The sequence below is a fragment of the Johannesbaptistia floridana genome (assembly GCF_057440575.1).
In genome coordinates this window covers 1-25,881 of record NZ_JALKVM010000003.1, presented here as the reverse complement: position 1 = coordinate 25,881, position 25,881 = coordinate 1, and the positions used below count along the sequence as shown (strand labels likewise).

Sequence of the window (25,881 nt, the reverse complement as noted above, 5' to 3'; positions counted from 1 at the left end):
GGAATTACCAAGGGAGTGAGGTACATTTTCTATTCGCTGTTTTTAGGTTAAAGCACCAGTATTTTTGTACTGGTGCTTTGAGCTAAAATTTTTTATTTTTTACTGTCTTTCAATTTTCTCTTGATGATTATACCGTAGCTTAAACCAAATAAACTACCTAACATAGTTGTAGGTTCTGGAATAGTGGCAGGTTCTCTTTCAAATGTTGATGAATCATTATGAATTCGGATAAAATCAACAGAGCCAGCAAACGATTCATTTTGTCCAGTTGCAAAATCATCTTCAAAGAAATTTAAAATATTTTGAGCAGGAATTGCCTGACCTGAGATATCTGAAGCAGTAAATAAAGAAGTTCCATTCAAAAATACTTCAATTTCTTGTCCGGATCTTTCTATTCCAACAGTAAAATCATTACCAACTGAAACGTTTCCCGCGGTAGGTCCAATAGTGAAAAAGTCTATTGTTCCATCTAAAACATATAAACCCAAATCTGAATTTAAATCTTGATAATCAATGAGTTTGTTGAAACCACTAACACTATCATCTACAGAAAGCCTTAATTCTATTCCGTAATCAGTTGTACTAGGTAGAGCAGATTCAAGTCTCAAGCCTTCATTATTGGAAAAATTATATCTTCCATTACTAATAGCTCCTCCTGAAGGAGTTAAATCAAGTCCATTACTCAAAGTATCAGAAAAATTACCATTAAAATCATAGCTATTTAATAATTCTGCTTTAACAGAAGAAATAGAGAAAGGTATGTATAAAAAAGCAGAAGATAGTGCCAGTAGTATTGACGCTTTATTTTTCATGATTGTGTGAATTAAATTTTACTAAAATACACGTTTTATCATAATGTGTTTTTTTTGTTAGTCAACATAATACTTAAACTATTACTTAAGTTTTTAGGACTAAAGTCCAACTACGAACCATCGCTTTTTTGATAAAACAGTTTAACTTATAGCAATGACCAAATAGATGTTAACAGTTATTATCATGAAAAGCCCCCCTCTCCCGCAGGGCTGTTTTGTTCTTGACAAAGAAAATGGTGAGGAGAAGCAGGGAGCACGGTCGCACGGTCGCACGGGGTGCAATAAACTTACTCAAAATTGCCAGCGAAAGCGGAGAGCGCCTTAGAGGCTGTTTTTTGGTCAATAATCTTGAGTTATTGGGAGGCGCTCTCCGCCACTTCATAAGTTATTTGTGACCCCAAACCATTAACTGGTAAAGGCTGGCAATATTGAGCAGGTTTTCTCTCGCGGAGAGGGGATTTTTTACTAATAATAAATCCCCTTTTTTCTAATGATAGCTAAAAAGAGCGTAAACTTTTGTTGTGTCTAGCTTCTAGCTTACAACAAAATTTTAGAATAAAACAGCCCTGCCCCTCTCCCGACTTTGGGGAGGTTTTTAACATTTCGGTGAGGACGGGACAAGCTCAGATCTTGCATCTTTTCCAAAAGTTACTGGTGATGATTGAGTAATGAGTTTTGAAGTAATGAGTAATGAGTAAGAGAATTGATGCTAAACGCTTAAAAATTGATTCTCGCCTGTTGGCCTATTTAGTACTTTTGTATTTGCGTGCAAGATAGAGGAACGAAGACAAGGAGACAAGGGAGATAATACAATTAAAACAGCGTGTTTTCATACTAATGTACACCTAAAATACAGATACTTCCTTGTCCACTTTCCCTCCTTGTCTACCTTGTCTTACTTTAACTACAAGCTCTTGGTAAAAAACCTACCCTTGCGGGGGGTTGGGGGGATCTGTAAATAAAATATTGTTAACACTACAACGCTCATTGCTATATCTTAGATAGCAAGCACTACCTTTTTTTGTTTGCCCTACTAATAAGTATCGCTGTCTCTTAGCATCAATTTCTAATTCTTCTGCCCTAGCTTTTTCCTCATCACTAACTAAGCCTTTTATGGCATTCTCTAGAATAAGGCGGGCATTTTCTAACTCGATTATAGCTTCTTGATATAATTTGCGCCAGCGATCGCAAGCTCGGTCAAATGTCTAGTCTGCATTTTCTAGAGTCTGTCTAGCCCAATCTCCACTATACCAATTAGTTTTGTTCAGGTCATTTTGACAAAAAACATCACCCAGTATTTTACTAGCATCAATCTACTGCTCCACAATAACATTTCTTTGAGTATATTTAGGCATAACTGAGGTTGATTTTTAGTCAATTTTGCTAATTTATGGGCACCTTCTTCTAGAGAAATAGGTGTTCTACGTTTGAGATATCCCTCCTCTTCTTCTAAACCAAAATTCATCTCAATCCAGGCACTGAGGGGATGATTTAAGAACACTTCTAAACTTTGTTCTTGTTGAGGGGGGAGTCCTGTTTTGAGACATTCTTGTAATTCTGAGTTGGTGGGATAGGCACGAGAAATAGCTCTTTCTAAGGTTTCATCAATAACTTGATTGGCTTTGATTTCTTGCCCAAACAGTTTACTGGCTACCTCTGCTACAGTTTCTTGGCGATTTGCCCGTCTTTGGATGAACAAAACCGTACAAATAAAGCCACTGATATGGTTAATTCTCTATAATCTTTGTCTCCTAGGGGTTTAACATCAATTCTTTTACTTCAAAACTTCCTCACTTCAAAACTTCAAAAGTTCTTACTTATTACTTAAAAACTTCAAAACTTCAAGACTTCTTACTCGTTACTTCAAGATTCATCCACAACCAGTAACTTTGGGTAAAGATGCTTTGGTCTGAGCTAAAGGCGTATTCAGTATTTTTGTTCTCAAGACTCTTTTCTTAGGCGAAAGAGAAATGAACGGATGACCACAATAATTTGGTACATAAGTACTGGTGGAAGATGTGAGGTGAGTGAAGAAATATTCAGGTTAATCTTTATCGAAGCCAGCGAATAAATCAGCTAAAATTTGATTAGAAATTAAGAAACCATCGGGATCTTGAAGATGTAAACTTTTTAGGTTATTTAACTCTATCTTGTCATGGTTTTTTTTGACTTGCCCATCTACACTCACAAACTCAACTAAACCGAACTGATGATAAGGTAAAAGTACCTCGATAATTTTGACTTGGGTAGACAGATTAAACTGCCCGAGATTCACTCCTTGTTTAAGTCTTAAACCTAGCATCAAAGTTTCTAAAATCTGATCAGTATCAGAGAGAGTCTCTGCATCAATTACACTACCTGCTTCTACCCAAGCAAAGTATTCTAAACGAGTGCGAGGGCGAGTAAAGCGCTTCTGATTGAAGAAACTAGCCGCCCCCATACCAAAGCCATAGTAGGGTAAAATCTGCCAATAACAAAGATTGTGACGGCATTGGTAACCAGGTTGAGCATAATTAGAGATTTCATAGTGTTGATAACCTGATTGAGTAAGCACTTCCTGGGCTAATTTATACATTTTGGCACTATCGGTTTCTGTTGGTAGAGGCTTTTCTCCTGGTTGGTAACGTTTACCAAATACTGTAACTGGTTCTACTACTAAATCATAACAAGAAAGATGATGAGGAGCGTGAGCCACTGCTTGACTTAGTGACTCTTCCCACATCTGTAGACTTTGTGTTGGTAAACCCGAAATTAAATCGATACTGAAATTAAAACCATCTATTTCTTTAATTAAATCTACTGCATTCTTGATATCTGCTACAGTGTGTGATCTCCCACAACTTATTAATAACTCTTCCTGAAACGCCTGCACCCCCAAACTCAGACGATTAACACCTAATTTCTGATAAGCTTGTAATTGAGCACGATTAAAAGTTCCCGGGTCTACTTCTAGAGAAATTTCTGCCTCTTTAGCAATCCCAAACTCTTGATTAAGGGTATCTAAAATTATTGCCAAATCTGACACCGGAAGTAAAGAGGGAGTGCCTCCCCCAAAGAAAACTGTAGTCAGAGTCTTTTTATCTATATTGATACTCTTAATCTCCTGACAAAGGGCATCAACATACTCTCTACTCATCTTTTTATTTTCTAAATTAGGGTGATTCCCTACTACGGAAATAGGAAAGTCACAATAATAACAGCGACGCTTACAAAAAGGGATGTGAATATAAGCCGCTTGGGGAATATTGTTAATCACTATATTTAAATGAAAAAATTGTTATCTTATCTTAGATGATCATAAATTATTCTTAAGTAAACTGGCATTACCTCAGACCAAAGCATCTTTATCAAAAGTTACTTGTGGTGGATGAATCTTGAAGTCTTGAAGTCTTGAAGTCTTGGAGTCTTGAAGTCTTGAAGTAAAAGAATTGATCCTAACCACTTAAAAATTGATTTTCGCCTGTTGGCCTATTTAGTACTTTTGTATTTGCGTGCAAGATATGAGATGACGAAGTACCGCCCGAAGGGCGATCGCTCTTCGGAATTGGCGCAAAAATCAGCATGACTACATATTACTCAAAATCTCTTGGGCAACCACAAATGTAATTAAATTATGATTGAAGATGTGATTCAATAGATATGATCACAAAACTAAAAAGATGTTCACTCTCTCAGCAGAACTTACCCAAAAATTAGCCCAACCTTTAGAAATTGGTTCAGTTAAACTAGCTAGTCGCGTTTTTCAGTCTCCTCTATCAGGAGTAACAGATTTAGTATTTCGGCGTTTAGTTAGGCGCTTTGCCCCTCAATCTATGCTATATACAGAAATGGTTAGCGCTAAAGAAATTCACCACCTCCCCCAATTACCTAAACTCATGGAAATTGCCCCGGGAGAAGACCCAATTAGTATTCAACTCTTTGACTGTCGCCCTGATTTTATGGCAGAAGCTGCTCAAAAAGCAGTATCAGAAGGGGCAATGACTATCGATATTAATATGGGTTGTCCTGTAAATAAAATTACTAAAAAAGGCGGTGGTTCTTCGCTTCTGCGTCAACCAGAAATAGCCCAAGCAATCGTGAAAACTGTAGTTGAGGCGGTCGATGTTCCCGTAACTGTAAAGACTCGTATCGGTTGGAATGACCAAGAAATAAATATTCTTGAATTTGCTCAAGGTTTAGAAGCTTCTGGTGCAAGTATGTTAACTATTCATGGACGTACTCGTGCTCAAGGATATCACGGTGAAGCCCGCTGGGAATGGATCAAAAAAGTTAAAGAAACTGTCTCAATTCCGGTGATTGCTAACGGTGATATTTTTTCTGTAGAGTCGGCGATAAAATGTCTACAAATAACAGGGGCAGATGGAGTTATGTGTTCTCGTGGTACCCTCGGTTATCCTTTTTTGGTGGGAGAAATCGACTATTATTTGAAAACTGGTCAAATGTTGCCTCAACCCACTACCTATGAGTTATTAGAATGTGCTAAAGAACATTTACAAGGATTGTGGGACTACAAAGGCGATCGCGGTCTTTATCAATCTCGTAAGCATTTAGCTTGGTATTGTAAAAATTTCCCCGGCGCTGCACAACTGAGAGATAAGTTATCTCGTATTCAAACTGTTGCTGAAGGCTTTGAGTTAATAGACAAAGCTCAAGATTATTTGCATTAATTTAGTACAAAATTACTGATTGCCCCTCATTAGTTCAGAAAAGCCGATTACTTGGTTATCAACCAAGTCATATTTTCTGATACTCATATCAAAGCACCAGAACTTATGTACTAAATTAACCTCAGAAAAAGTTCATTTCTCTTTCGCCTAAGATCTTACACTCGGTCAACCAATTTTTAAGCGTTGAGCATCAATTCTTTAACTCATTACTTCAAAACTCCAAGACTTCTTACTTCAAAACTCATTACTCATTACTTCAAAACTCATTACTCAACCTCAACCAGTAACATTAGGTAGAGATGCAAGATCTCAGTGATAGGCGATCGCCTTTTTTTAGATACAAGTCTTACTCAGTAAAGATTGAAAAATGTGTAAGTTAACAATTTTCCCTTCCTTATCATTTTTATGATTCAGGTGCAATCCTGATGGGGCGCAAGCCTTACTGATCTTCTTTTGATTAGTTTTACTAATTCTTCTCATTTTAGTGTATTATATTTATTTATTTGATTATTCTTAATTTTTCTTTTATAATTAAGCACCATAGATAGAAACCTATCAAAAAAAAAGAGAAGATAGAATAAAATAAATAAAGCTTATAACTTCTATTAGCTTGACAATGATCAAATCACAGGGAAACACATGCAGATAACAAATAAAATCCATTTCAGAAACGTAAAAGGAGACGTATTCGGCGGACTCACTGCCGCAGTTATAGCTCTTCCTATGGCTTTAACCTTCGGGGTAGCATCCGGCGCTGGCGCTTCAGCCGGGTTATGGGGTGCCGTCTTAGTTGGTTTTTTCGCTGCTCTTTTCGGAGGCACTCCTACCCTAATTTCTGAACCAACAGGTCCTATGACCGTAGTTATGACCGCAGTTATTGCCAAATCAATCGCTAGTAATAGTAATCCTGAACAAGGTTTAGCGATAGCTTTTACTGTAGTAATGATGGCGGGTGTATTCCAAATTATCTTTGGAAGCCTGCGTTTAGGTAAATATGTAACGATGATGCCATATACCGTGGTCTCTGGATTTATGTCCGGGATTGGTCTCATCTTAATTGTCTTGCAAATTGCACCTTTTTTAGGACAAGCTAGTCCTAAAGGTGGAGTGATTGGTACAATTCAAAGTTTACCTGAGTTAGTTACTAACATTAACCCTTTAGAAACGGCCCTAGCTCTCATAGCTGTGGCTATTTTGTTTTTAACACCAGCTAAAGTCAAAAAGATTGTACCACCTCAACTTATTGCTCTAATTGTGGGTACTGTTGTCTCTCTAATGTTTTTCGGTGATGCTGATATTCGTCGTATCGGTGAGATACCAGTAGGTTGGCCAGCTCTACAAACGCCTACTTTTAGCCCAGGACAGTTTAAGGAGATGTTTTTTGATGCTGTAGTCTTAGCTATGCTCGGTTGTATTGATGCCCTGTTAACTTCTGTGGTAGCTGATAGTTTGACTCGTACAGAACACGATTCAAACAAAGAATTAATTGGTCAAGGTTTGGGTAATATTGCCTCTGGTTTATTTGGTGGTATTGCAGGAGCTGGTGCGACTATGGGAACAGTGGTTAATATCCAAAGTGGGGGACGTACAGCTTTATCCGGTTTAACTCGCGCAATGATTTTGTTAATAGTTGTTTTGTGGGCAGCACCTTTAACGTCAAGTATTCCTCTAGCTGTGTTAGCAGGTATTGCCTTCAAAGTAGGTATTAACATTATGGATTGGGGTTTCCTCAAGCGCGTTCATAGAATCTCTTGGAAAGCCGCAGCAATTGTTTATGGTGTAATCGCTTTAACAGTATTTGTGGATTTAATCGCCGCCGTAGGTATTGGTGTATTCGTGGCTAATGTCCTAACTATCGAAAAACTATCGGAATTACGCTCTAAATCAGTAAAAACTATTACTGATGCTGATGATGAAATCGTCCTGACTCCTGCTGAAAAACAGTTATTAGATGTGGCTAATGGTCGTCTGCTATTATTCCATCTCAGTGGACCCATGATTTTTGGTGTGGCTAAAGCGATTCAACGGGAACACAATGCAGTTAATAACTATGATGTTCTGGTACTTGATTTAAGCGAAGTTCCTATTTTGGGTGTAACTTCTTCTTTAGCTTTGGAAAATGCAATCACTGAAGCAACAGAGGCAAAACGTGAAGTATTTATTGTTGGCGCCACTGGTAAGGTGAAACGACGCCTAGAAAATTTAGGTCTTGCTTCAGTTATTCCTCCTACTCACTGGATAGGCGATCGCATGGTAGCTTTACAACAAGGCTTGGCTATTATTCGCGAAAGGCAAAGCAACCAGTTTAATGTTGTTAGTTCAACTCAAGATCAAGAAATCACTAATATGTAATTGGATTATGAAAGACTCTGACATTTACCTCAGAGTCTTTTTTTTATTCTAACCACTTGACAATAATTTTCAATAAAGCTATATTATTTATAGTGTTCTCCTCTTAAGCAAAGGCAGGTGAAAGCGCTCTTATTCAGGGTCATGAGCGTCTCACCTGTTTTTTTTCTAGTTAAACTAGAGATTAGATTCAAATAAGTTTAGATCTCTTTATATGCAGAAAACAGATAATTACGACGTTATTGTAATTGGTTCAGGTATTGGTGGTTTAGTAACAGCAACTCAACTAGTAGCTAAAGGGGCGAAAGTATTAGTATTAGAACGCTATTTAATCCCTGGAGGAAGCGCTGGTTATTTTGAAAGACAAGGCTATCGCTTCGATGTAGGTGCCTCGATGATTTTTGGCTTTGGGAAAAAGGGCACAACCAATCTCCTCACTCGGGCATTAGATGCAGTCAATATGAGTATAGAAACAATTCCTGACCCAGTCCAAATTCATTATCATTTACCAGGAGGATTAGAGGTTAAAGTTGATCAAGACTATGAGAAATTTTTGCAACAACTCAATAATTATTTTCCCGAGGAAGAAGTAGGAATTCGTAAGTTTTATGACGAATGTTGGCGAGTGTTCAACTGTCTTAACTCTATGGAGTTACTATCTTTAGAAGAACCACGTTATCTAACTAGAGTGTTTTTTCAAAAACCTGCTTCATGTTTGGGATTAGTTAAATATTTGCCTCTGAATGCCGGAGATATTGCCCGTCGCTATCTAAAAAATCCTCAATTACTAAAATTTATAGATATGGAATGTTACTGCTGGTCCGTAGTTCCAGCAGATTTTACCCCCATGATTAACGCGGGTATGGTATTTTCAGACCGACATTATGGAGGTATTAACTATCCTAAGGGAGGGGTAGGTCAAATTGCCCAAAAACTCGTAGAAGGATTAGAGAAATTTGGAGGTGAGATTAAATATAAATCCAGAGTTACCGAAATCTTAACCAAGGGGAAAAAAGCCGTAGGCGTTTGTTTAGCCAATGGAGAAAAATACTATGCTAGACGAATTGTTTCTAATAGTACTCGTTGGGATACATTTGAGAAATTGTTACCCCCAGAAAAAATGCCCCCTAAGGAAAAAAGTTGGCAGCAAAGATATCAAAAATCGCCAAGTTTCCTAAGTTTACACCTAGGTGTGGAAGCGAAGGTTTTACCTCCTGCTACTGAATGCCATCATATTCTTTTAGAAGACTGGTCAAAAATGGAAGAATCCCAAGGAACTATTTTTGTCTCCATTCCCACCTTACTAGATCCAGATTTAGCGCCACCAGGCTATCATATTATTCATACTTTTACTCCAAGTTGGATAGAAGAGTGGGAAAATTTAACACCGAAAGCCTACGAAGAAAAAAAAGAAGCAGCAGCTAATCAACTAATTGATCGCCTAGAGAAAATATTTCCTGGTTTAATCGCTGGTTTAGACTACCAAGAAGTAGGGACTCCTCGGACTCATCGTCGCTTTCTAGGACGTGTTGATGGTAGTTATGGACCTATACCACGTAAAAAACTCCTGGGTTTATTAGGAATGCCATTTAATAGAACATCTATACCTGGTTTATATGTAGTTGGAGATAGTACTTTTCCTGGTCAAGGTTTAAACGCTGTGGCTTTTTCTGGGATGAGTTGCGGTCATCGCATTGCTGTAGATTTAGGATTCCCTAAATGAAAGAAGCTAAAGCTAAACTGAGGAAAAAACTCTTGCAACAGAGAAAATCTCTGTCTTTTCAACTGTGGCGACAGCAAAGCTATAGCCTCTGTCAACAGTTACAATCCCATGATTGGTTTCAAGAGGCGAAAACGATTTTAGGTTATTTTAGTTTTCAACAAGAACCAGATTTAACTCCTCTATTTGCTGAAAAAATCTGGGGTTTTCCTCGTTGTGTAGAAAAATCTCTATTGTGGCAGTTGTGGAGACCAGGAGATACTTTAGAAAAGGGTAAGTATGGCATCTTGACTCCTAGTCTTAAGGCAAAGGAAATATCTTCTCATCAAGTAGATTTGATTTTAGTGCCAGCGGTTGCCTGTGACTATCGGGGTTATCGCTTAGGTTATGGAGGGGGTTTCTATGACCGAATGTTGAGTCAACCTCAATGGCAATCGATACGGGCGATCGCTATTATCTTTGATTTTGCCTACTTACCGGAGTTACCTGTAGATGTTTGGGACCAAAAATTACCGGGAGTTTGTACTGAGTCTTTAATTAGGATTAACTCAAAGTCTTAGACAGAATCCGGGACAGATTAACTATCCCGGATTCTAGATTTTTACATTGTATCAAATAAACTGGAACCGGAGTCAGCTTGATTAGCTTTTTGTAAGAATTTTTGGTTAACTATTTCTCTAAAACTGTTTAAATCTTCTGACCAAAGTTGAATTTTTTCGGCGATTTGGTTTAATTTTTGTTCATCGCCAACATCAGTGAGATTATAGTTAAAGTTGCCTGAGAATAATAAGGCGGGAATTGATGATTTATCCCCCAGTTGTATTTTAGCTTCATTGATGCTTAAATTAAGTACAGATTTTTCTAACTGGTAAGATAAGTTTAATCCCGCCTGTAGAGGCGCTATGCCAATTTCTTTCCATGGACCGGATCCTAAAAGTACACCAGTAATAAATTTTCTAGCAGAATCAGGCTGTGTAGCTGGGAATGGTACTATAGTTTTGGGACTAATACCAACCTTTTGGTATTCAGCGTGGGGTAATCTTTTCACATACTCCATCACAATTTGAGGGCAGCTAAGGTCATTAGTTGATTTACCGCTAATGCCTTCGACAAAATTAATTACTCCTGGTTGGGCTAAAATACTAATACCATTTTTAAAGGCTATTTGACTACCTCTTTGACTGGTAACTGGTTGTTTAGATAATTCCCAATTACGAGGGATAATGCCGCTGGAGGTTAAAAATTCGTAGGTTAGCATTACTGGATTGAGATTGTTACCCGCTAATGCTAGAGTAATTTCTTCAATATCCTGAGTAGGTATAGGATTAGTTGATGATGTGCTTGAAGCTGTGCTCATAAATCTCTCGATAATTTTCCTTTCTTAGATTAACTTTTTTAGTAACATCAATCAACTATTAATTTTTTTTTAACAAAATAACTGCATAGGCACATATTGCTTTTTCTTCTCCCACTGGTCCTAATTTTTCGTTAGTGGTTGCTTTGATACCTATTTGATTTTCTTCAAGGTTGAGGGTTGTGGCGAGGCGATCGCGCATAGCTTTTATATGGGGTTTCAACTTCGGTTTTTCTGCCACAATCACACTATCAATATTTCCAATCTCCCACCCCTGAGATAAAATCAGCTTGTTTACTTGTTCTAAGAGTACCAAACTATCGGCGCCTTCCCATTGAGGATCGCTAGGGGGGAAGTAATGACCTATATCTCCTAAACTTAGTGCCCCTAACATAGCATCCATAATTGCATGAGTCAAAGCATCAGCATCACTATGTCCTAATAAACCTAGATGATGGGGAATTTTTACTCCTCCTAAGATTAGTGGTCTTTCTGGGACCAACTTATGTAAATCATAACCATTACCGATACGTATATTCATAATTTATCAATATTGAATTTAATAAAGGTGTTCTACCATGATTATCTTGGGTATTGATATTAGGTGTCAGGACTGTCTGTATGTAAAAATTAAAATGACTACTGCTCATTTATTATAAATCAGCGCAAGTCCTTATATAAAGAGTTTTTTAGACAAATTTCTTCTCTTTCAAAAACCCGCTACCAGTTCAAAAACCCACTACTAGAACCTAATAAAAAGCTCGCAAGAAACATGAAAAATTTCAGCCAGTTTTTTTGCTTGTTGTTTGCTAATTTCTCTTTTGCCATTAATAATTTCAGAAATAACACCACTAGATCCAACCTCTGCACGTACTAAATCAGCTTGGGTATAGTCATGGGATTCCATCAGAAATTTGAGAATAGATAATGGTGTAGAATGTTCTCCTGGTTGAAATATCCTCTCTTCATACATTTCAATGAGTGCAGCCCACACTTCTAGTATTTGATCTTCTAATGTAGTTCTATCTTGTTTAAAAAAGAGTTTTTCTGAAATTGACAACGCTTCACAATACTGTTCTTCTGTTTTAATAACAAAAGGCAATATGTCCATATTGTTGTCAGCATTTTGATTTTTAGAAATAAGGGTCATTTTTCCAAGTATTCTTATCGTACTCAGCGTGTGTCAAAATGTATTTAATGAAAATTATTTTCTTAACATAATCTATTCCTACGATTAAACGGTAACTATTTCCTTTAATGTTAAATACAGTAAAGTTACCAACTGAATCTGCATGAGGAAAGGTTTGACGAACATCATTAAGACAAGTCCAATCAGCTTTATTGGCAATCTTATACCAGTCATTTAAAGGTTGTTTAAGATCTGGATGATTGCTTGATGCTTCTCGAATAGTTTTATAACTGATAATTCTCATTACGAATTTTGATATATTTTTATACTCTCAAAATGAGAGTAATTTGTCAAGTGTCAAAGACTGGTTCACGCCGGATGAGAGTGGGTAAACTCAGATCTTGCATCTTTATCAAAAGTTACTGGCGGTGGTTGAGTAATAAGTAATGAGTAATGAGTAATGAGTAATCAGTTAAAGAATTGATCCTAACCCCTTAAAAGGAGGCAGGAGGCAGGAGGCAGAAGGTCGGCATAGATGGGGATTTTAAAAATTGATTCTCGCCTGTTGGCCTATTTAGTACTTTTGCACTGGTGGAAGATCTAAGTAAACTCAGATCTTCCACCAAAACCCCACACCAAAGCATCAAAACCCAAATGTTACTGTTGGCCAATTTCTGTACTTTTGTACTTGCGTGCGAGCTTTTCTGAGTAAAGGCGATCGCATAAGAAAAAGTAGGCTTTTAGCCTTCGATTTTGTCCTTCCCCTGTGAGCGATCGCCTCTTCTAATAAGATAAAATCATAACTAGTAAAATCTACAACAGAATTAATTATGGGACTTCTTATCGATGGTGTTTGGCACGATCAATGGTACGATACAAGTAGTACAGGAGGTAGATTTGTTCGTAAAGCATCTCAGTTTCGTAACTCGGTAACCACCGATGGTAGCGAAGGTGGGTATAAAGCTGAATCAGGACGTTATCATTTATATGTTTCTTATGCCTGTCCTTGGGCCCATCGTACCCTAATTTTCCGAAAACTCAAAGGATTAGAAGAGATGATTCCTATCTCTGTGGTTAATTGGTTTATGGGTGAACATGGGTGGACTTTTGAACCAGAAGATGGGGTAATTAGTGACCCTATCTTCAATGTTAAATATTTACACGAAATCTATACTAAAGCTGACCCAAAATATACCGGAAGGGTAACTGTACCAATTCTTTGGGATAAACAAACTCAAACCATTGTTAACAATGAATCTTCTGAGATTATTCGGATGTTTAATTCTGCCTTTGATGAAATTGGCGCTAAACCCGGAGACTATTACCCAGAATCTTTACGAGAGGAAATAGATAAAATCAACGATCGCGTTTACAACACTGTCAACAATGGTGTCTACAAATGTGGATTTGCAACCACCCAAGAAGCCTATGAAGAAGCATTAAAACCCCTATTTGATAGTTTAGATTGGCTAGAAGAGAAACTATCTCAGCAACGTTATTTAACTGGAGAAAAAACTACCGAAGCCGATTGGCGCCTATTCACCACTTTAGTAAGATTTGACCCTGTTTATGTGGGACATTTTAAGTGCAATATCCGCCGCATTGTTGATTATCCTAATCTTTGGGGATATCTCAGGGATTTATATCAAACTCCTGGAGTAGCTGATACCGTCAACTTTAAACATATCAAAAGACATTATTATCAAAGTCACGGCACTATTAACCCTACTAGAGTTGTACCCGTAGGTCCAGAAATTGATTTTATGGAACCTCACCAAAGAGGCTAAAATTCAGATCTTGCATCTTTATCACTCATTTACTTGTGGTGGATGAATCTTGAAGTAATGAGTAATGAGTAATGAGTAACGAGTAAGAAGACTTGACGTCTTTACGTCTTGAAGACTTGAAGACTTGACGTCTTTACGTCTTGAAGACTTGAAGACTTGAAGTCTTGAAGTCTTGAAGTCTTGAAGTAAAAGAATTGATCCTAACCACTTAAAAATTGATTTTCGCCTGTTGGCCTATTTATTACTTTTGTATTTGCGTGCAAGATTCTGAGTAAAAAATAGATATATCATTTCAAAGGACTCATGAGGTTGTACCTAACTCGGAGCCTCCTGCCTCAAAAGGATAACTTTTGTACCTCAGCAGAGTTAAAAACGCTATATTTGAGTAATCTGAGGGAGTAAATTTTAAATAAGGGTTTTTCTCGAATCTTTACCCCCTCAGTTTGGAATATTTAAACTTGAGATTTCATCAACTCAAAAGGCAGAAATTCTGATAAGGAGTTTTTATCTAAGTTGCGACCAATAAATACTAACCGGGTTTGGCGAGACTCGGTTTTTAACCACGGACGATCATAGAAATAATCAAAGCGATTACCCACACCTTGGATAACTAGGCGCATTGGCTTATTAGCTACATTAACAAAACCTTTGATGCGATAAATCTCTTGTTTTTCTACTAATTTACGTAATTGTGCTATTAAAGATTTAGGTTCAAAATTTTGGTCAACTACTAATTCTACAGAGTTAATCTCATCATCATGATCGTGGTCTTCTTCTTGATCATGATGAGAAGGACGACTATCTAGATTATCCTCTACCGCCGCATTAAATCCTAACAACACATTAGCATCTACTTTTCCTGATTCAATAGGAATAATTTTGACTGCTTCAGGTAATTGTGTCTTTAGCCATGTTTCTACTCTTGTAAGAGTGTCTTTATCTAGAAGATCAGTTTTAGTTAATAATACCAAATCTGCACAAGCTAATTGGTCTTCAAATAATTCTTCAATGGGAGTTTCATGAGATAAATTCTCATCCTCCTCTCTAGCAGTGGCGATCGCCTCTAAATCTCCTGCTACATTTCCTTGGGCGATCGCCTCTGCGTCTACTACTGTTACTACTCCGTCTACTGTGGCGCTATTGCGAATTTCTGACCAGCGAAAAGCTTTAATCAAGGGTTTGGGTAATGCTAATCCCGAAGTTTCAATTAAAATACAATCTAGGTTTTCTTTCCGCTTCAGTAATTCTTGCATAGTTGGGTAGAATTCTTCTTGTACAGTACAACATAGACAACCATTAGTTAGTTCTATAATATTATCTACCTTCTCATCTTCATCACATACTAAACAGGAGCGTAATAACTCTCCATCTATTCCTACTTCTCCAAATTCATTTACTAAAACTGCTATTTTTTTCCCTTGGTTATTTTGCAGTAGATGACGGATTAATGTGGTTTTTCCGGCGCCTAAAAAGCCTGTGATTACTGTTACGGGGATTTTGTGCATTTTTACTCCTTGTTTTCAACCTTCCTATCTTGACATATTAGGTTTATTATTTACACAATCAGACAGAAGTAAGAATCTCCCGGATTTTCAAATATAGCAAAAATTTAGCCCCCCTTTTTCGGTAAAGGTGGGCTTTTGCTTATACAAGTTTATTTGAACTCCTAACGGTTAATTTGATTTGGTTACGCTTACTATGGTTTACAGTATTTACATAATAACTCTTTCCCTAACTTTGGCTAAATTGACCTCTTCAGGTGTTGATTGTGCCTCAATCTTGAGCTTTTTAACAAACTGTAGAAAGATAACACCAATAGTAAGTTTAGCTTATTTGAGTAGTTATTATGTTGACCTAGAGCCGCAGACACTTACTCTAAATCTTTAACATCCCTGATTAGAAGCTTTTATTTATCTAACTTCTTTTTAGTGCATATATATAATATAACCCTACTTTTCTCTCTCGTCTCATTTTTGTTACAATACTTAATATCAAAGCGGCAATAAATACCAATACTGCTATAAGCTGTTAAGTATCTAAATGGAACTGTTAAGAGGAGGCAACAGGGAACCTCAGATCTTCCACCAAAACCCACTCATCTACTGGTGGTGGTTGAGTTTTGAAGTAATAAGTTTTGAAGTAATGAGTTAAAGAATTAATGCGATCGCCCTTAAAAATTGGTTGACACTCAAGGCGTATTCAGTATTTTTGTTCTCCTGATGCGATCTTAGACTAAAGAGAAATGAACTTTTGACCGCGCTTATGCGGTCATCTATGGCCCCGGATTTTAAATCCGGGGAACGGATGACCACAATAATTTGGTACATAAGTACTGGTGCTTTGATGTGAGGAACAGTTTTAATGCGTCTATTGCTTATAACTAGTTTTTTCAGCACAACCCTTATAAATATCTCTACACAGCAAAAGTTTTGCCCCCCTTTTTCGGTAAACTCAGATCTTCCACCAGAACTTCTGTACTAAATTAACCTCAGAAAAAGTTCATTTCTCTTTAGCCCATATCTCGCAAAGGTATACCAATTTTTAAGCGTTGAGCATCAATTCTTTAACTCATTACTTCAAAACTCATTACTTCAAAACTCAACCACAACCAGTAACATTTGGGTTTTGATGCAAGATGTGAGGTAAAGGCGAGCTTTTGCTTATACAAGTTTATTTGAACTCCTAAGAGGCTGTTTGTAAACTTTTGTTAAGTAAGAGCGCTCGCCAATATTTTCAAGTGCCAAAATTGTCTAAACAGCTTCTAAGTGCTATTCCACTATTAAATAAATCGTCAATAGTTTGTTTGTCTCTTAAAATAACTCCTATTTCATCCCTGTAAGTTAAATTAGGATCTGCACGAAATGATAAAAAATTAAAACTTGTTACTATAGCAAATTTATTATCACAAACAATTTGTTTTCTATGACTATTTTTAGTCTGCTTAAAGTTTAAGTTTTTGTACTTATTACTTAATTTTTCTAATTTATTAATTGACGATTGATCATTTTGAAAACTAGAACCTTTAATTCCATATATGATATGTACTTCTAGTTTTTTTGTTAGAGTTTTTTCTAAGGTTGAAAGAAACTCTGAGTCAACAACATTACTTTTTATCCAAGGTGATACTATCATTACTCTATTTTCGGCTTCCTGTAATGCTTTTAAAAGATATTGTCTAATTTCATAAGTATGAATAACCTCTGATATTCTTGTTTTGTGTTTAATTTCATCTAGTTTCTGTTTAAATTTTTGTGTTTGCTGTTTAATTTTATTGCTACCATTTTCTGATAAATAATCTGGATCGTTTAATGAGTTAATTTTTGCTGTAATTTTTTCTACATTCTTAATATCATCATTATTAATATCAATATCTGCGAATGATTCATCTGATGATATATCTTGTTTCATTCCTTCAAAAATAGGATCTAAAATTTTGTGTCCTTCGGTATATAATTTTTCTATATTTTCTCTATATTCTTTTTGAATTGAGTCTCTGGAAAAAATTTCATATTCTATCTCATTATCTTCAGGTTTATTTTTATATAAAACTAATAAAACCTTGTGCCATTGAGCATATACTTTTTCTATTTTGTTGACTTGTATTAATTCAATACGATTAGTTTTTTGATTATTTTGGAGAAAAATTTCAATATTTTCATAATAATTGATTAAATCTTCAATCTTATTTTTTCTGGGTTTTTTAATAAATGTTTTAATTAAATTTTCTCCATTTTTATTATAATTATAATTAAAAGAACTATAGTTAAAATAATCATTAATTTTTCCAGTTAAACCATCTAAATAAAAAGATTTGGTCTCTGAAATAGGAGCTGAAACTATTTGTTTTTCTAAACAATTCATTCCCTTTTCTGTGAGTTTTAATAAAAAATTTTCTCTAATTACCAAATTTCGAGAAGTTAATTCAGATAATACCTTTTCAACTATGTGCCTACCTAAGCCTAAAAAATTAGAAATGTCACTTATATTCCTTAATCCATTATTAATTACTTTCAGGAGAAATTCTTCGAGTAATTCTAAATCTCTATCGGCTAGGTAAGTAAGATCAAGCTCTAATATGTAAAATGGATAACCAATAGGTTTACAGTCAATGACGATCGCTTCGGGCAATGAATGATATTTGCGGATTTTTTCTTGAAATTTCTTAATTTGATTATTCATAGTTAAATAAAATTATTTGAAGGTAAAATAAGACATGAATCCTGATTATCAATATATTCAATTAAATCTTTAAAAGGATTAGGCATTTTATTGGGTGTTATTCCTTCATAAGCCATATTGTGATTCCCCACTATAATCAGTAATTGTCTAGCACGAGATAAAGCAACATTTAATCGGCGATCGTCAGAGGTAAACCCTAGTTGTTTTTTGGGATTATTTCTTACTAAGTCATAGATGATAATGTCACATTCTCCCCCTTGAAAAGCATCTACCGTATGTATAACTATGTCTAGGTTTTTCCAAAGATTCTTATTATTACAACTTATAGCTGATTCTAATATGCTAATTTGTGAACGATAAGCAGAAATAACACCAACTTCTTTATTTAAATTATCAGACTGACAACATTTTTGAATTTTTAATAAAATAGCTTTAATTACTTTTGCTTCATAAGGGTTACTTCGGCTTGTTCCCATTTTTTTCTCTTGTGATTGTTTTCCAGCATCACTTGTTGAAATCCAATAGATGCTCTTATCAAAAATTTCTAAATTATGCTGTTTTTCTTGACTATTGACAAGTTGACTGGATATTTGACTATCGTAGAATAAATGACTGACTAAATTACCAATATCAGGGTGCATTCTATACTGATTATTTAAAATAGTTTTGTTAGGATCAGGTAGTTCTTGGTAGAGATATTCAAATAAACTGGTTTCTAGTAGTTTTTTTTCTAAATCTTTTTCACTTTTAGCTCTATCTAATAGCTCTCGCTCAATAATTGGTGGTAACTGTTGATGATCTCCAACTAAAATAATTTTTTTTCCTTTAGCCATCGGAACAAAAGTTTCTGGTGCGGTTGATCTTCCTGCTTCATCAATAATAACCCAATCAAAGTTACGGTCTTTAAATCTAGCAACTCCTAAACAAGTTGCACCAACAACGTTAATTTCATCTATAAAAAAAGATATTAAATCTTGTTGTTTTCTTTTCAATTTATCATTCCACTCCTTATTTAAATTTTGTAATCTTATATAGTTTTCATAATTTTCTTGATTCTCACCTAAGATATTTTTTAATGTTTGATGTTCTTCTTCAATCCAAATTCTTAACTGTTGTTGTTCAGGAAATTCTATACCAAATTTTTCACTGTATTTTTGAACATATTGTAGTATTTCTTGCTCTAATTCTAACTTGTCACAAATTAATTCTAAAGCGATTTCAGAAAATTGATTAGAAAATGTATTTTCTTTATATATAACAAATTCTGAATTAAATTTAGTAACAGCCTGATTTAATTTAGTTGTTAAGGTTAATAAATCTTGATTTTTGTTTTTAATTTCTTCTAATTGTGCAATTTTTTTAACACCAGATAATAACTGCTCGTTTTTCTGCTGATAATCTTCCCAATATTCTAAAGAAAGATGACTTATTTCCTTTTGCCATCTTACTATCGCTTTTTCTACTTCAAATTGTTTTGCTTCCTCTTCTATCTTTTCTTCTCTACCTATTCTAATACACTTAATATTTTTAGTTGGAATACGAGAAATTCTGGTTAAAACATTATCAACGGCTACATTCGATTGAGAGGATATTAAAATTTTATTATTAGGATATTTCTTCAAAACTTGTAAAATAATTTCTGTGATAACAGATGTTTTTCCAGTACCAGGAGGACCTTGAATTAAACAAATATTTTCAGTTCCGAGAGCTTTTGTTACAGCTTTTTTTTGTGGTTCATCTAATTGATCGTTAAAATAATTATAAATAACTAAAGGTTCAATTAATTTGGTATTTGCTGGATCTACTATTAACTTAGATATTTGGCTATTTTCGCAATCACCATATTTAATTTCTCTTAATGCTTTATATCTTTTATTTATTTCAGACTCTTGTGCCTTAAAATTTGTCTCGATTTTCCCTTTATCTAAAATAGAATCAATAATTTCAAGGTCACAAAAATCTCCGATACTAATATATAGTTGATCAACTTCTCCATTGTCTAGTTTATGTCCATCAACTATGTCTCCAATTTCCCATTGCTTTTCTGTTTGTCTATTAGATCTAAATATTTTTTTGATAGATATAGTAACAGGTAAAGGTGGTGAGATTACTTCTTCAAGATCTGCGATAGAAATTGATTGATTCAGTGTTAATATAATTAGCTGTTTTTGTTGATCATGGGTTTTTTCTTTATACTTGAAAATTTTTTTCCTTTCCTTAATTATTTCTTTCTCAAGATTAATAACATCTTGCCATTGCTCAAAAGTAGCTTTTAACTTTTTATTTTCTTGTTTTTCATTTTCGACTTGTCTTTCTTTTTGAAGGATTTGATTAACTAAATCACTTAAATCTACTTTTTTTTGAGGATAATTATCCATTCTGACAACAGAAGTGGTTTTGATAGATATACCATTTTCTAATATTTCTTCTTGTCTTTTTGGAGCTATATATTCAGGTTCATCAATAAGAGTAATGCTACAAGGATTATCTAGATCGATAAAGCCATAATAAATTTTAGATATTGTTTCAATACAAATTTCTATTGCAAGACTATCTTGATTCTTTTGTTTCCTGCTTTTTTTTATATGTAAAATACCTTGGTCAGCTTTTAAATTTGATTCAATTACTTTTTTTATTTCTAAACTTGATTCCTGACAATTATATTTTTGAGCTATTTTTGATTTGAGCTTATTAGTGTATTTAAATACTAGCTTTGTTGCTTCTACAGTTTCTTCTTGTAAATCTGCAATAACTTTTCTCAAATCATCTAATCGAGGACGTTGACTACGATCTTTATCTGTCGATAGTTTTAAAATCTCTATTAGTTGCAAGTAGTTTTCATTGTTGGAAATATCTAAGGATTCTTGGGCTGAAGCATAAAGTATCTTTTTGTCTTGAGCATCGTAACAATTAATTCTTGCTTCTTGAGTTGATAACAAGTATAAAAATGTCATTCCCAACGAATAAATATCTGATTCTCTGGAGACTCCTTCAAGATTAATTTGTTCAGGAGCAGAAAAGAGTGGAGTATGATAACTTCTAATAGTGTTGGTTAAAATCGTGGTGGTTATAATTGCAATCCCAAAATCTAAGACTTTTGCTTCTGGTTCTTCATTAATATCTACAATTTTTATATTGTCTGGTTTTATATCTCTATGAATTATGTTTTTAGAGTGAGCATGACTAATAGCAAAAATAATTTGCAAAAATAAGCATAGTTTTGTTTGAAAGTTAATACCAGCATCAAAATAACTTTTAATATCTTGACCATCCAGATATTGCAAAACTAGGTAAACTATTTTATGACGTTCATCATAACCTTCTTCAATAAATTTAACTATATTAGGATGATCTAGGCGTTTTAAAGTTTCTGTTTCTCTTTCTAAAAGTTTAATAGCATGATTTTCATCCGTAGAAAGGGTTTTAATTGCATAACGTTCATTTGTACGTATTTTTTTAGCTAAATAGACAATGCCACTACCTCCTTTTCCTAATTCTGCTTGTATATCAAATTTTCCACCAATGATTTCACCAACTAAATTAGACATAAAGTTGTATTTCAATATAAATTTATTTTGTTCAGTTATTTTAATTATCTCATTTGTAAGAAAAAAAATTCTTATTTTCAAGAACTTTAAGATTAATCATCGAACGGTTCTATTGCTCTAGAATTATGAAGCACACAAAATTTCCAGGTATCTTGTTTTCTCAAGCAATAAATTCTTTTGAGGCTACACTATCCCTATTACGAACACCATCAACTTGTCCTTTATTGATCGCGTGCATAATTTCAATACCTCTTATTGTTCGCCATGCTGTACCGAACGATTTGTATCCTAGTCCAGCATTCGTTATTTTCTTCACTGCTCTATGATCTGGTTCTATCAAAACTTAACGCTACTTTTCTCTCTTGTCTCATTTTTGTTACAATACTTAACTTTTATCAGTTTTTTTTCTAGCAAAAATTTAGCCCCCCTTTTTCGGTAAAGGCGGGCATTTGCTTATACAAGTTTATTTGAACTCCTAAAGGTTAACTTGATTTGGTTGCGCTTACTATGGTTTACAGTATTTACATAATAACTTTTTCTCTAACTTTGGCTGTATACACCGATTCAGATGTTGATTGTGTCTCAATCTTTAGCCTGTTAACAAACTGTAGAAAGATAACATCAATAATGTGTTAGCTTATTTGATTGGTTATTATGTTGACCTAGAGCCGCAGACACTTACTCTAAATCCTTAACATGTTTTAAAGAGAAGCTTTTATCTATCTAACTTCTTTTTAGTGTCTATATATAATATAACCCTATTTTTCTCTAAACTATCATTTCCGTTACAATACTTAACTTTTACCATCAAAGTCAAATTGGTTCAGAAAGGGCCTTGGCTACTTCAGCCAAAATCAGCTTATCTTCTAACATCCAAGGATGAAAGAAAATAGGTTTAACAATTTCTTTACCAATTCCTAAACTACTACTATAGGCAGGAATAATCATTAAATCCCAAGGAGTCCAAATATTAGTAACCTTAATTTTACTGAGGCAATTAGAGCAATCTGTATTTAAATCAGATATTAAACTACTTTGAGGGCGCATTTCCATAATTCCAAGTTTATTAGATAAATAAGCGAGGATAGTGCCCTGATTGGGGGCAGATATAGTAACATATCGTTGGACTCGATTCACTCCTCCTAAGCGCTGCAAATAATAGCGGGTGACAATTCCTCCCATGCTAAAACCAACTAAGTCGAATTTTTGGGAGAGAGAAAATTTATCAGCAACATAATCGGCAAGTTGCTTAGCTAATACCGCTAAACTCTCACTACCGTCATTAGGGCTTAAATCAAAACTATAAACTGACCAACCAAGTCCACTCAAATATTCAGTTAACTTAGCAAAAACTCTAGTTCTATCATTGAGACCATGGACTAGGAGAACAGGATTACGCTGCACCATTTTTACTTTTGCTTTTACTATTATCTTAGTAGAGAGATAAAATTTTTTTCCACTATATCAAAAAGTAGGAGTAATCAGGTAATTGTTAAACATAGCAAAATCTATATATCCCATATTTTTTTCCCTGCTGCGACATAATCCAGAGGGGGCTCATTTACAGTTATTAAAAATTTTAGAAAAAATACAAGCAGCACAAGATCTCCCCTGGGGAAGATGGGTAGAAAAACAACTAAGTCAGTCTTTCAGCTATCAAGATAGTCGTCTCAGTCAAAATCTTTGGGGAATCAACTTTAGTAATCCTCTAGGTTTAGCGCCAGGCTTTGACAAAGATGCCTTAGCGGCAAGTATTTGGGAAGACTTTGGTTTTGGTTTTGCCGAATTAGGCGCCGTTACTCTTCATCCTCAACCAGGAAATCCTCGCCCGAGAATGTTTCGTTTACCAGAAGATAAAGCAACTTTAAACCGAATGGGAGCTAATAACCAAGGGGCTGAAGTTATTGCCGCAAGATTAGCTCAATTTACTCCTCAAATACCTATAGGAATCAATTTGTGTAAATCAAAAATAACTCCTTTGGAAACGGCGGCTGAAGACTATGTAGCTAGTTTTCGCTATCTTCGAGATTGTGCTAATTATTTCGTGGTTAATGTGAGCTCACCAAATACTCCCGGGTTACGCTCTCTTCAGGGAGAAGATCAATTAAGCACAATATTAGATAGTCTACAACAGGAAAATCAAGGGGAAAAACCACTGCTTGTGAAAATTTCTCCAGATTTAGACTGGGAAGCAATTAGTAAGATAATTCATTTAGCTAATAAGTATCAACTAGCGGGTTTAGTTGCCACTAACACCACTAGCGAAAAAACCACACTTAAAACTAAACTGTTACGTGGTAAACCTTTAGTAGAAGAAGCAGGAGGAATCAGCGGTCTACCTTTGCAAAAACGTAGTAATGAAATTATTCGCTATATTTGGCGAGAAACATCCGGTAAAATGCCTATTGTTGGTGTAGGTGGTATTTTTACCCCTGAAGACGCCTGGGAAAAAATTAGCGCTGGCGCTAGTTTGTTACAGGTATATACTGGATGGATATATCAAGGTCCTTGGCTAGTCAAAAGTATTCTTTCGGGAATAATTGAACGCTTGGAAATAGCAGGATATACAGATATTTCTCAAGGTATTGGGCAAGATAACCTCAAACAAAAAACTTGATTCTTTGTTTCAAGTCTATTATTTAAGGCTGATGTTTTTCCGAATTCTCAATTCTGAATTCATCTAACCCCTGATTATGAGATAATAAACTTTACAAATCTTTATTTTGGTGTAAAAGGAGCTAAAGAAACAATGCAGTTGGCAGAAACGCTGCCCAAAGTCCCCAAAGAGTTGCTTAAACCTCATGGGGGTATAAATATAAATGTGTTGATGTTCGCTTTGGCGATCGCACTCATAATTTTATCCAATTATGGCTATTGGCTTTGGGGTTGGTATCACTGGTGCTGTTTTTTTGCTAATGTTTTAGCATTACATTTGGCAGGTACTATAATTCACGATGCCTCCCACAATAGCGCCCACAGTAACCGCATAATTAACTCAATTTTAGGCCACAGCAGTGCCTTGATGCTGGGTTTTGCTTTTCCTGTATTTACAAGAGTACATCTACAACATCACGCCCACGTTAATGATCCGAAAAATGATCCAGATCATTTTGTCTCTACTGGAGGTCCCCTCTGGCTGATTGCTGCTCGTTTTTTCTACCACGAAATTTACTTTTTTAAAAGACGTCTGTGGCGAAAGTACGAGTTATTAGAATGGTTTTTGAGTCGTTTATTCCTGTTTTCTATCGTTTTTTTGAGTATTCACTATGGATTTAGTGATTATGTCTTAAATTATTGGTTTTCTCCAGCTTTAGTAGTAGGGTTAGCTTTAGGACTTTTTTTTGATTATTTACCTCATCGTCCTTTTCAAGAACGCGATCGCTGGAAAAATGCCCGAGTTTATCCTGGACGTTTACTTAATCTCTTAATTTTTGGCCAAAATTATCATTTAATCCACCATCTTTGGCCTTCTATTCCCTGGTATAAATATCAAACTGCTTACTATGCCACTAAACCTCTACTAGATGCTAAAGGTTGCGATCAATCCTTAGGATTACTCAAAAGCAAAAACTTCTGGAATTTTCTTTATGATATTTTTCTCGGTATTCGCTTTCATCGTCATTCAAATTCTAATTAGCTAATGAATTATTTGGCTCATTTATTACTCGCTGAGTCATCCTCTGATGATTCTCTCCTGGGTAATTTCCTAGGAGATTTCATCAAAGGTTCTCTAGATAAGTATCAAAACTATTACAATTCCACAATTATTCAAGGTATCCACAATCACCGTTGTGTAGATGTTTTTACCGACCAACACCCTCTATTTCGTCAAAGTCGTCAACGTCTAAATCCAAATTACCGACGTCTTGCTGGTATTTTTATCGACGTATACTATGACCATTTTTTAAGTATTCATTGGTCTGATTTTTCTCAAGAAAGCCTAGCGTTATTCATTGAAAAATTTTATCTGATTTTAGAAACTAATCAGTTAATTCTCCCAGATAAACTTCAAAGAGTTGTCCCCAGAATTATTCAAGAAAACTGGTTAGCAAGTTATCAACATATTCAGGGTGTCAACTTTACTATCTCGCGCATTTTGCAACGTATCCTCAAAAGAAAAAATAGCTTACTGGCTAAAAATATACTCAAATTTACAGACAATAGCCAGAAAAATTTTTTAGAATTCGTTAATCGGGATTTTTTAGCCAATTACCAAGGGCTTGAAAATGATTTTAACCAGTTTTTTCCACAATTACAAGAATACATAGGCTCTAGTTATTCAGTATAGCAATGACCAAATAGATGTTTACAGTTATCATGAAAAGCCCCCCTTGTT

The 25,881-nt window shown here is 35.1% G+C and carries 21 protein-coding genes; 8 read left to right on the top strand and 13 right to left on the bottom strand.

Annotation, left to right across the window (positions count from 1 at the left end):
• Nucleotides 1-92: 92 nt before the first annotated feature.
• The 3 genes from MW688_RS00150 to hemW form a co-directional block, all read right to left on the bottom strand.
• Nucleotides 93-812 (bottom strand): PEP-CTERM sorting domain-containing protein, encoded by a 720-nt coding sequence (locus tag MW688_RS00150; RefSeq protein WP_486733877.1) that lies wholly within the window; start codon nucleotides 810-812, stop codon nucleotides 93-95.
• Nucleotides 813-2,076: 1,264 nt separating this feature from the next.
• The gene (locus MW688_RS00145) at nucleotides 2,077-2,511 is read right to left on the bottom strand and encodes a hypothetical protein (RefSeq protein ID WP_486733876.1); all 435 of its coding nucleotides are present in this window, start codon (nucleotides 2,509-2,511) and stop codon (nucleotides 2,077-2,079) included.
• Nucleotides 2,512-2,856: 345 nt separating this feature from the next.
• Nucleotides 2,857-4,068 carry a radical SAM family heme chaperone HemW gene (gene hemW / locus MW688_RS00140; protein WP_486733875.1) on the bottom strand — a complete coding sequence of 404 codons (1,212 nt, stop codon included), beginning with the start codon at nucleotides 4,066-4,068 and terminating at the stop codon, nucleotides 2,857-2,859.
• Between the two features lie 403 nt (nucleotides 4,069-4,471).
• Here hemW and dusB point away from each other — a divergent pair, with 403 nt between their 5' ends.
• The 4 genes from dusB to MW688_RS00120 all read left to right on the top strand — a co-directional run bounded on the left by dusB (nucleotide 4,472) and on the right by MW688_RS00120 (nucleotide 10,108).
• Complete coding sequence (gene dusB / locus MW688_RS00135; protein ID WP_486733874.1) at nucleotides 4,472-5,479, top strand: tRNA dihydrouridine synthase DusB; 1,008 nt, start codon at nucleotides 4,472-4,474, stop codon at nucleotides 5,477-5,479.
• Nucleotides 5,480-6,118: 639 nt separating this feature from the next.
• On the top strand, nucleotides 6,119-7,831 hold the full coding sequence (gene bicA, locus MW688_RS00130; protein WP_486733873.1) for a bicarbonate transporter BicA: 1,713 nt from the start codon (nucleotides 6,119-6,121) through the stop codon (nucleotides 7,829-7,831).
• Between the two features lie 211 nt (nucleotides 7,832-8,042).
• Nucleotides 8,043-9,551: a carotenoid isomerase gene (gene crtH, locus MW688_RS00125; protein ID WP_486733872.1), complete on the top strand. Its 1,509-nt coding sequence runs from the start codon at nucleotides 8,043-8,045 to the stop codon at nucleotides 9,549-9,551.
• On the top strand, nucleotides 9,548-10,108 hold the full coding sequence (locus MW688_RS00120; RefSeq protein WP_486733871.1) for a 5-formyltetrahydrofolate cyclo-ligase: 561 nt from the start codon (nucleotides 9,548-9,550) through the stop codon (nucleotides 10,106-10,108). Before crtH ends, MW688_RS00120 begins: the two co-directional genes overlap by 4 nt.
• A gap of 41 nt (nucleotides 10,109-10,149) precedes the next feature.
• On the opposite strand, the gene MW688_RS00115 is transcribed toward MW688_RS00120, so the two are convergent.
• From MW688_RS00115 to MW688_RS00100, 4 genes are all read right to left on the bottom strand, one after another.
• Nucleotides 10,150-10,905, bottom strand: a complete 756-nt coding sequence (locus MW688_RS00115; protein WP_486733870.1) for a hypothetical protein — start codon at nucleotides 10,903-10,905, stop codon at nucleotides 10,150-10,152.
• 58 nt (nucleotides 10,906-10,963) lie between these two features.
• A complete protein-coding gene (gene ispF, locus MW688_RS00110; RefSeq protein ID WP_486733869.1) occupies nucleotides 10,964-11,443 on the bottom strand; it encodes a 2-C-methyl-D-erythritol 2,4-cyclodiphosphate synthase in 480 nt (159 codons plus the stop codon).
• Nucleotides 11,444-11,644: 201 nt separating this feature from the next.
• The gene (locus tag MW688_RS00105; RefSeq protein ID WP_486733868.1) at nucleotides 11,645-12,052 is read right to left on the bottom strand and encodes a helix-turn-helix domain-containing protein; all 408 of its coding nucleotides are present in this window, start codon (nucleotides 12,050-12,052) and stop codon (nucleotides 11,645-11,647) included.
• Nucleotides 12,036-12,335 (bottom strand): type II toxin-antitoxin system HigB family toxin, encoded by a 300-nt coding sequence (locus MW688_RS00100; RefSeq protein WP_486733867.1) that lies wholly within the window; start codon nucleotides 12,333-12,335, stop codon nucleotides 12,036-12,038. The genes MW688_RS00105 and MW688_RS00100 overlap by 17 nt, the downstream gene beginning before the upstream one ends.
• A 526-nt stretch (nucleotides 12,336-12,861) precedes the next feature.
• Between MW688_RS00100 and MW688_RS00095 the strand changes: the two genes are divergently transcribed.
• Nucleotides 12,862-13,818, top strand: a complete 957-nt coding sequence (locus MW688_RS00095) for a glutathione S-transferase family protein (RefSeq protein WP_486733866.1) — start codon at nucleotides 12,862-12,864, stop codon at nucleotides 13,816-13,818.
• A 452-nt stretch (nucleotides 13,819-14,270) separates the two neighbouring features.
• Here the strand turns inward: MW688_RS00095 and cobW are convergent, their stop codons facing one another.
• The 6 genes from cobW to MW688_RS00065 all read right to left on the bottom strand — a co-directional run bounded on the left by cobW (nucleotide 14,271) and on the right by MW688_RS00065 (nucleotide 22,952).
• Entirely contained in the window at nucleotides 14,271-15,323 is a 1,053-nt protein-coding gene (cobW, locus tag MW688_RS00090) for a cobalamin biosynthesis protein CobW (RefSeq protein ID WP_486733865.1), read from the bottom strand.
• Between the two features lie 642 nt (nucleotides 15,324-15,965).
• Nucleotides 15,966-16,214, bottom strand: coding sequence for a hypothetical protein (locus MW688_RS00085; protein ID WP_486733864.1), 249 nt, complete (start codon nucleotides 16,212-16,214; stop codon nucleotides 15,966-15,968).
• A gap of 337 nt (nucleotides 16,215-16,551) precedes the next feature.
• Nucleotides 16,552-17,997 carry a phospholipase D-like domain-containing protein gene (locus MW688_RS00080; protein ID WP_486733863.1) on the bottom strand — a complete coding sequence of 482 codons (1,446 nt, stop codon included), beginning with the start codon at nucleotides 17,995-17,997 and terminating at the stop codon, nucleotides 16,552-16,554.
• A gap of 2 nt (nucleotides 17,998-17,999) precedes the next feature.
• Nucleotides 18,000-21,545, bottom strand: coding sequence for an AAA domain-containing protein (locus MW688_RS00075; protein ID WP_486733862.1), 3,546 nt, complete (start codon nucleotides 21,543-21,545; stop codon nucleotides 18,000-18,002).
• A 160-nt stretch (nucleotides 21,546-21,705) separates the two neighbouring features.
• A complete protein-coding gene (locus MW688_RS00070) occupies nucleotides 21,706-21,885 on the bottom strand; it encodes a DDE-type integrase/transposase/recombinase (protein ID WP_486733861.1) in 180 nt (59 codons plus the stop codon).
• A 473-nt stretch (nucleotides 21,886-22,358) separates the two neighbouring features.
• Nucleotides 22,359-22,952 carry an esterase/lipase family protein gene (locus MW688_RS00065; RefSeq protein ID WP_486733860.1) on the bottom strand — a complete coding sequence of 198 codons (594 nt, stop codon included), beginning with the start codon at nucleotides 22,950-22,952 and terminating at the stop codon, nucleotides 22,359-22,361.
• A gap of 82 nt (nucleotides 22,953-23,034) precedes the next feature.
• Between MW688_RS00065 and MW688_RS00060 the strand changes: the two genes are divergently transcribed.
• From MW688_RS00060 to MW688_RS00050, 3 genes are all read left to right on the top strand, one after another.
• The gene (locus tag MW688_RS00060; protein WP_486733859.1) at nucleotides 23,035-24,162 is read left to right on the top strand and encodes a quinone-dependent dihydroorotate dehydrogenase; all 1,128 of its coding nucleotides are present in this window, start codon (nucleotides 23,035-23,037) and stop codon (nucleotides 24,160-24,162) included.
• Nucleotides 24,163-24,294: 132 nt separating this feature from the next.
• Nucleotides 24,295-25,182 carry a beta-carotene hydroxylase gene (gene crtR / locus MW688_RS00055; protein ID WP_486733857.1) on the top strand — a complete coding sequence of 296 codons (888 nt, stop codon included), beginning with the start codon at nucleotides 24,295-24,297 and terminating at the stop codon, nucleotides 25,180-25,182.
• A gap of 12 nt (nucleotides 25,183-25,194) precedes the next feature.
• Nucleotides 25,195-25,833 (top strand): acyl carrier protein phosphodiesterase, encoded by a 639-nt coding sequence (locus tag MW688_RS00050; RefSeq protein WP_486733856.1) that lies wholly within the window; start codon nucleotides 25,195-25,197, stop codon nucleotides 25,831-25,833.
• Nucleotides 25,834-25,881: the final 48 nt, after the last annotated feature.

Excerpts from the sequence above, each read along its gene's own strand:
- MW688_RS00080 (WP_486733863.1), bottom strand. The coding sequence starts at position 17,997 with ATGAATAATCAAATTAAGAAATTTCAAGAAAAAATCCGCAAATATCAT.
- ispF (WP_486733869.1), bottom strand. The coding sequence starts at position 11,443 with ATGAATATACGTATCGGTAATGGTTATGATTTACATAAGTTGGTCCCA.
- MW688_RS00065 (WP_486733860.1), bottom strand. The coding sequence starts at position 22,952 with ATGGTGCAGCGTAATCCTGTTCTCCTAGTCCATGGTCTCAATGATAGA.
- MW688_RS00120 (WP_486733871.1), top strand. The coding sequence starts at position 9,548 with ATGAAAGAAGCTAAAGCTAAACTGAGGAAAAAACTCTTGCAACAGAGA.
- bicA (WP_486733873.1), top strand. The coding sequence starts at position 6,119 with ATGCAGATAACAAATAAAATCCATTTCAGAAACGTAAAAGGAGACGTA.
- MW688_RS00095 (WP_486733866.1), top strand. The coding sequence starts at position 12,862 with ATGGGACTTCTTATCGATGGTGTTTGGCACGATCAATGGTACGATACA.
- MW688_RS00100 (WP_486733867.1), bottom strand. The coding sequence starts at position 12,335 with ATGAGAATTATCAGTTATAAAACTATTCGAGAAGCATCAAGCAATCAT.
- MW688_RS00150 (WP_486733877.1), bottom strand. The coding sequence starts at position 812 with ATGAAAAATAAAGCGTCAATACTACTGGCACTATCTTCTGCTTTTTTA.
- MW688_RS00075 (WP_486733862.1), bottom strand. The coding sequence starts at position 21,545 with ATGTCTAATTTAGTTGGTGAAATCATTGGTGGAAAATTTGATATACAA.
- MW688_RS00115 (WP_486733870.1), bottom strand. The coding sequence starts at position 10,905 with ATGAGCACAGCTTCAAGCACATCATCAACTAATCCTATACCTACTCAG.
- MW688_RS00105 (WP_486733868.1), bottom strand. The coding sequence starts at position 12,052 with ATGACCCTTATTTCTAAAAATCAAAATGCTGACAACAATATGGACATA.
- crtH (WP_486733872.1), top strand. The coding sequence starts at position 8,043 with ATGCAGAAAACAGATAATTACGACGTTATTGTAATTGGTTCAGGTATT.
- dusB (WP_486733874.1), top strand. The coding sequence starts at position 4,472 with ATGTTCACTCTCTCAGCAGAACTTACCCAAAAATTAGCCCAACCTTTA.
- crtR (WP_486733857.1), top strand. The coding sequence starts at position 24,295 with ATGCAGTTGGCAGAAACGCTGCCCAAAGTCCCCAAAGAGTTGCTTAAA.
- cobW (WP_486733865.1), bottom strand. The coding sequence starts at position 15,323 with ATGCACAAAATCCCCGTAACAGTAATCACAGGCTTTTTAGGCGCCGGA.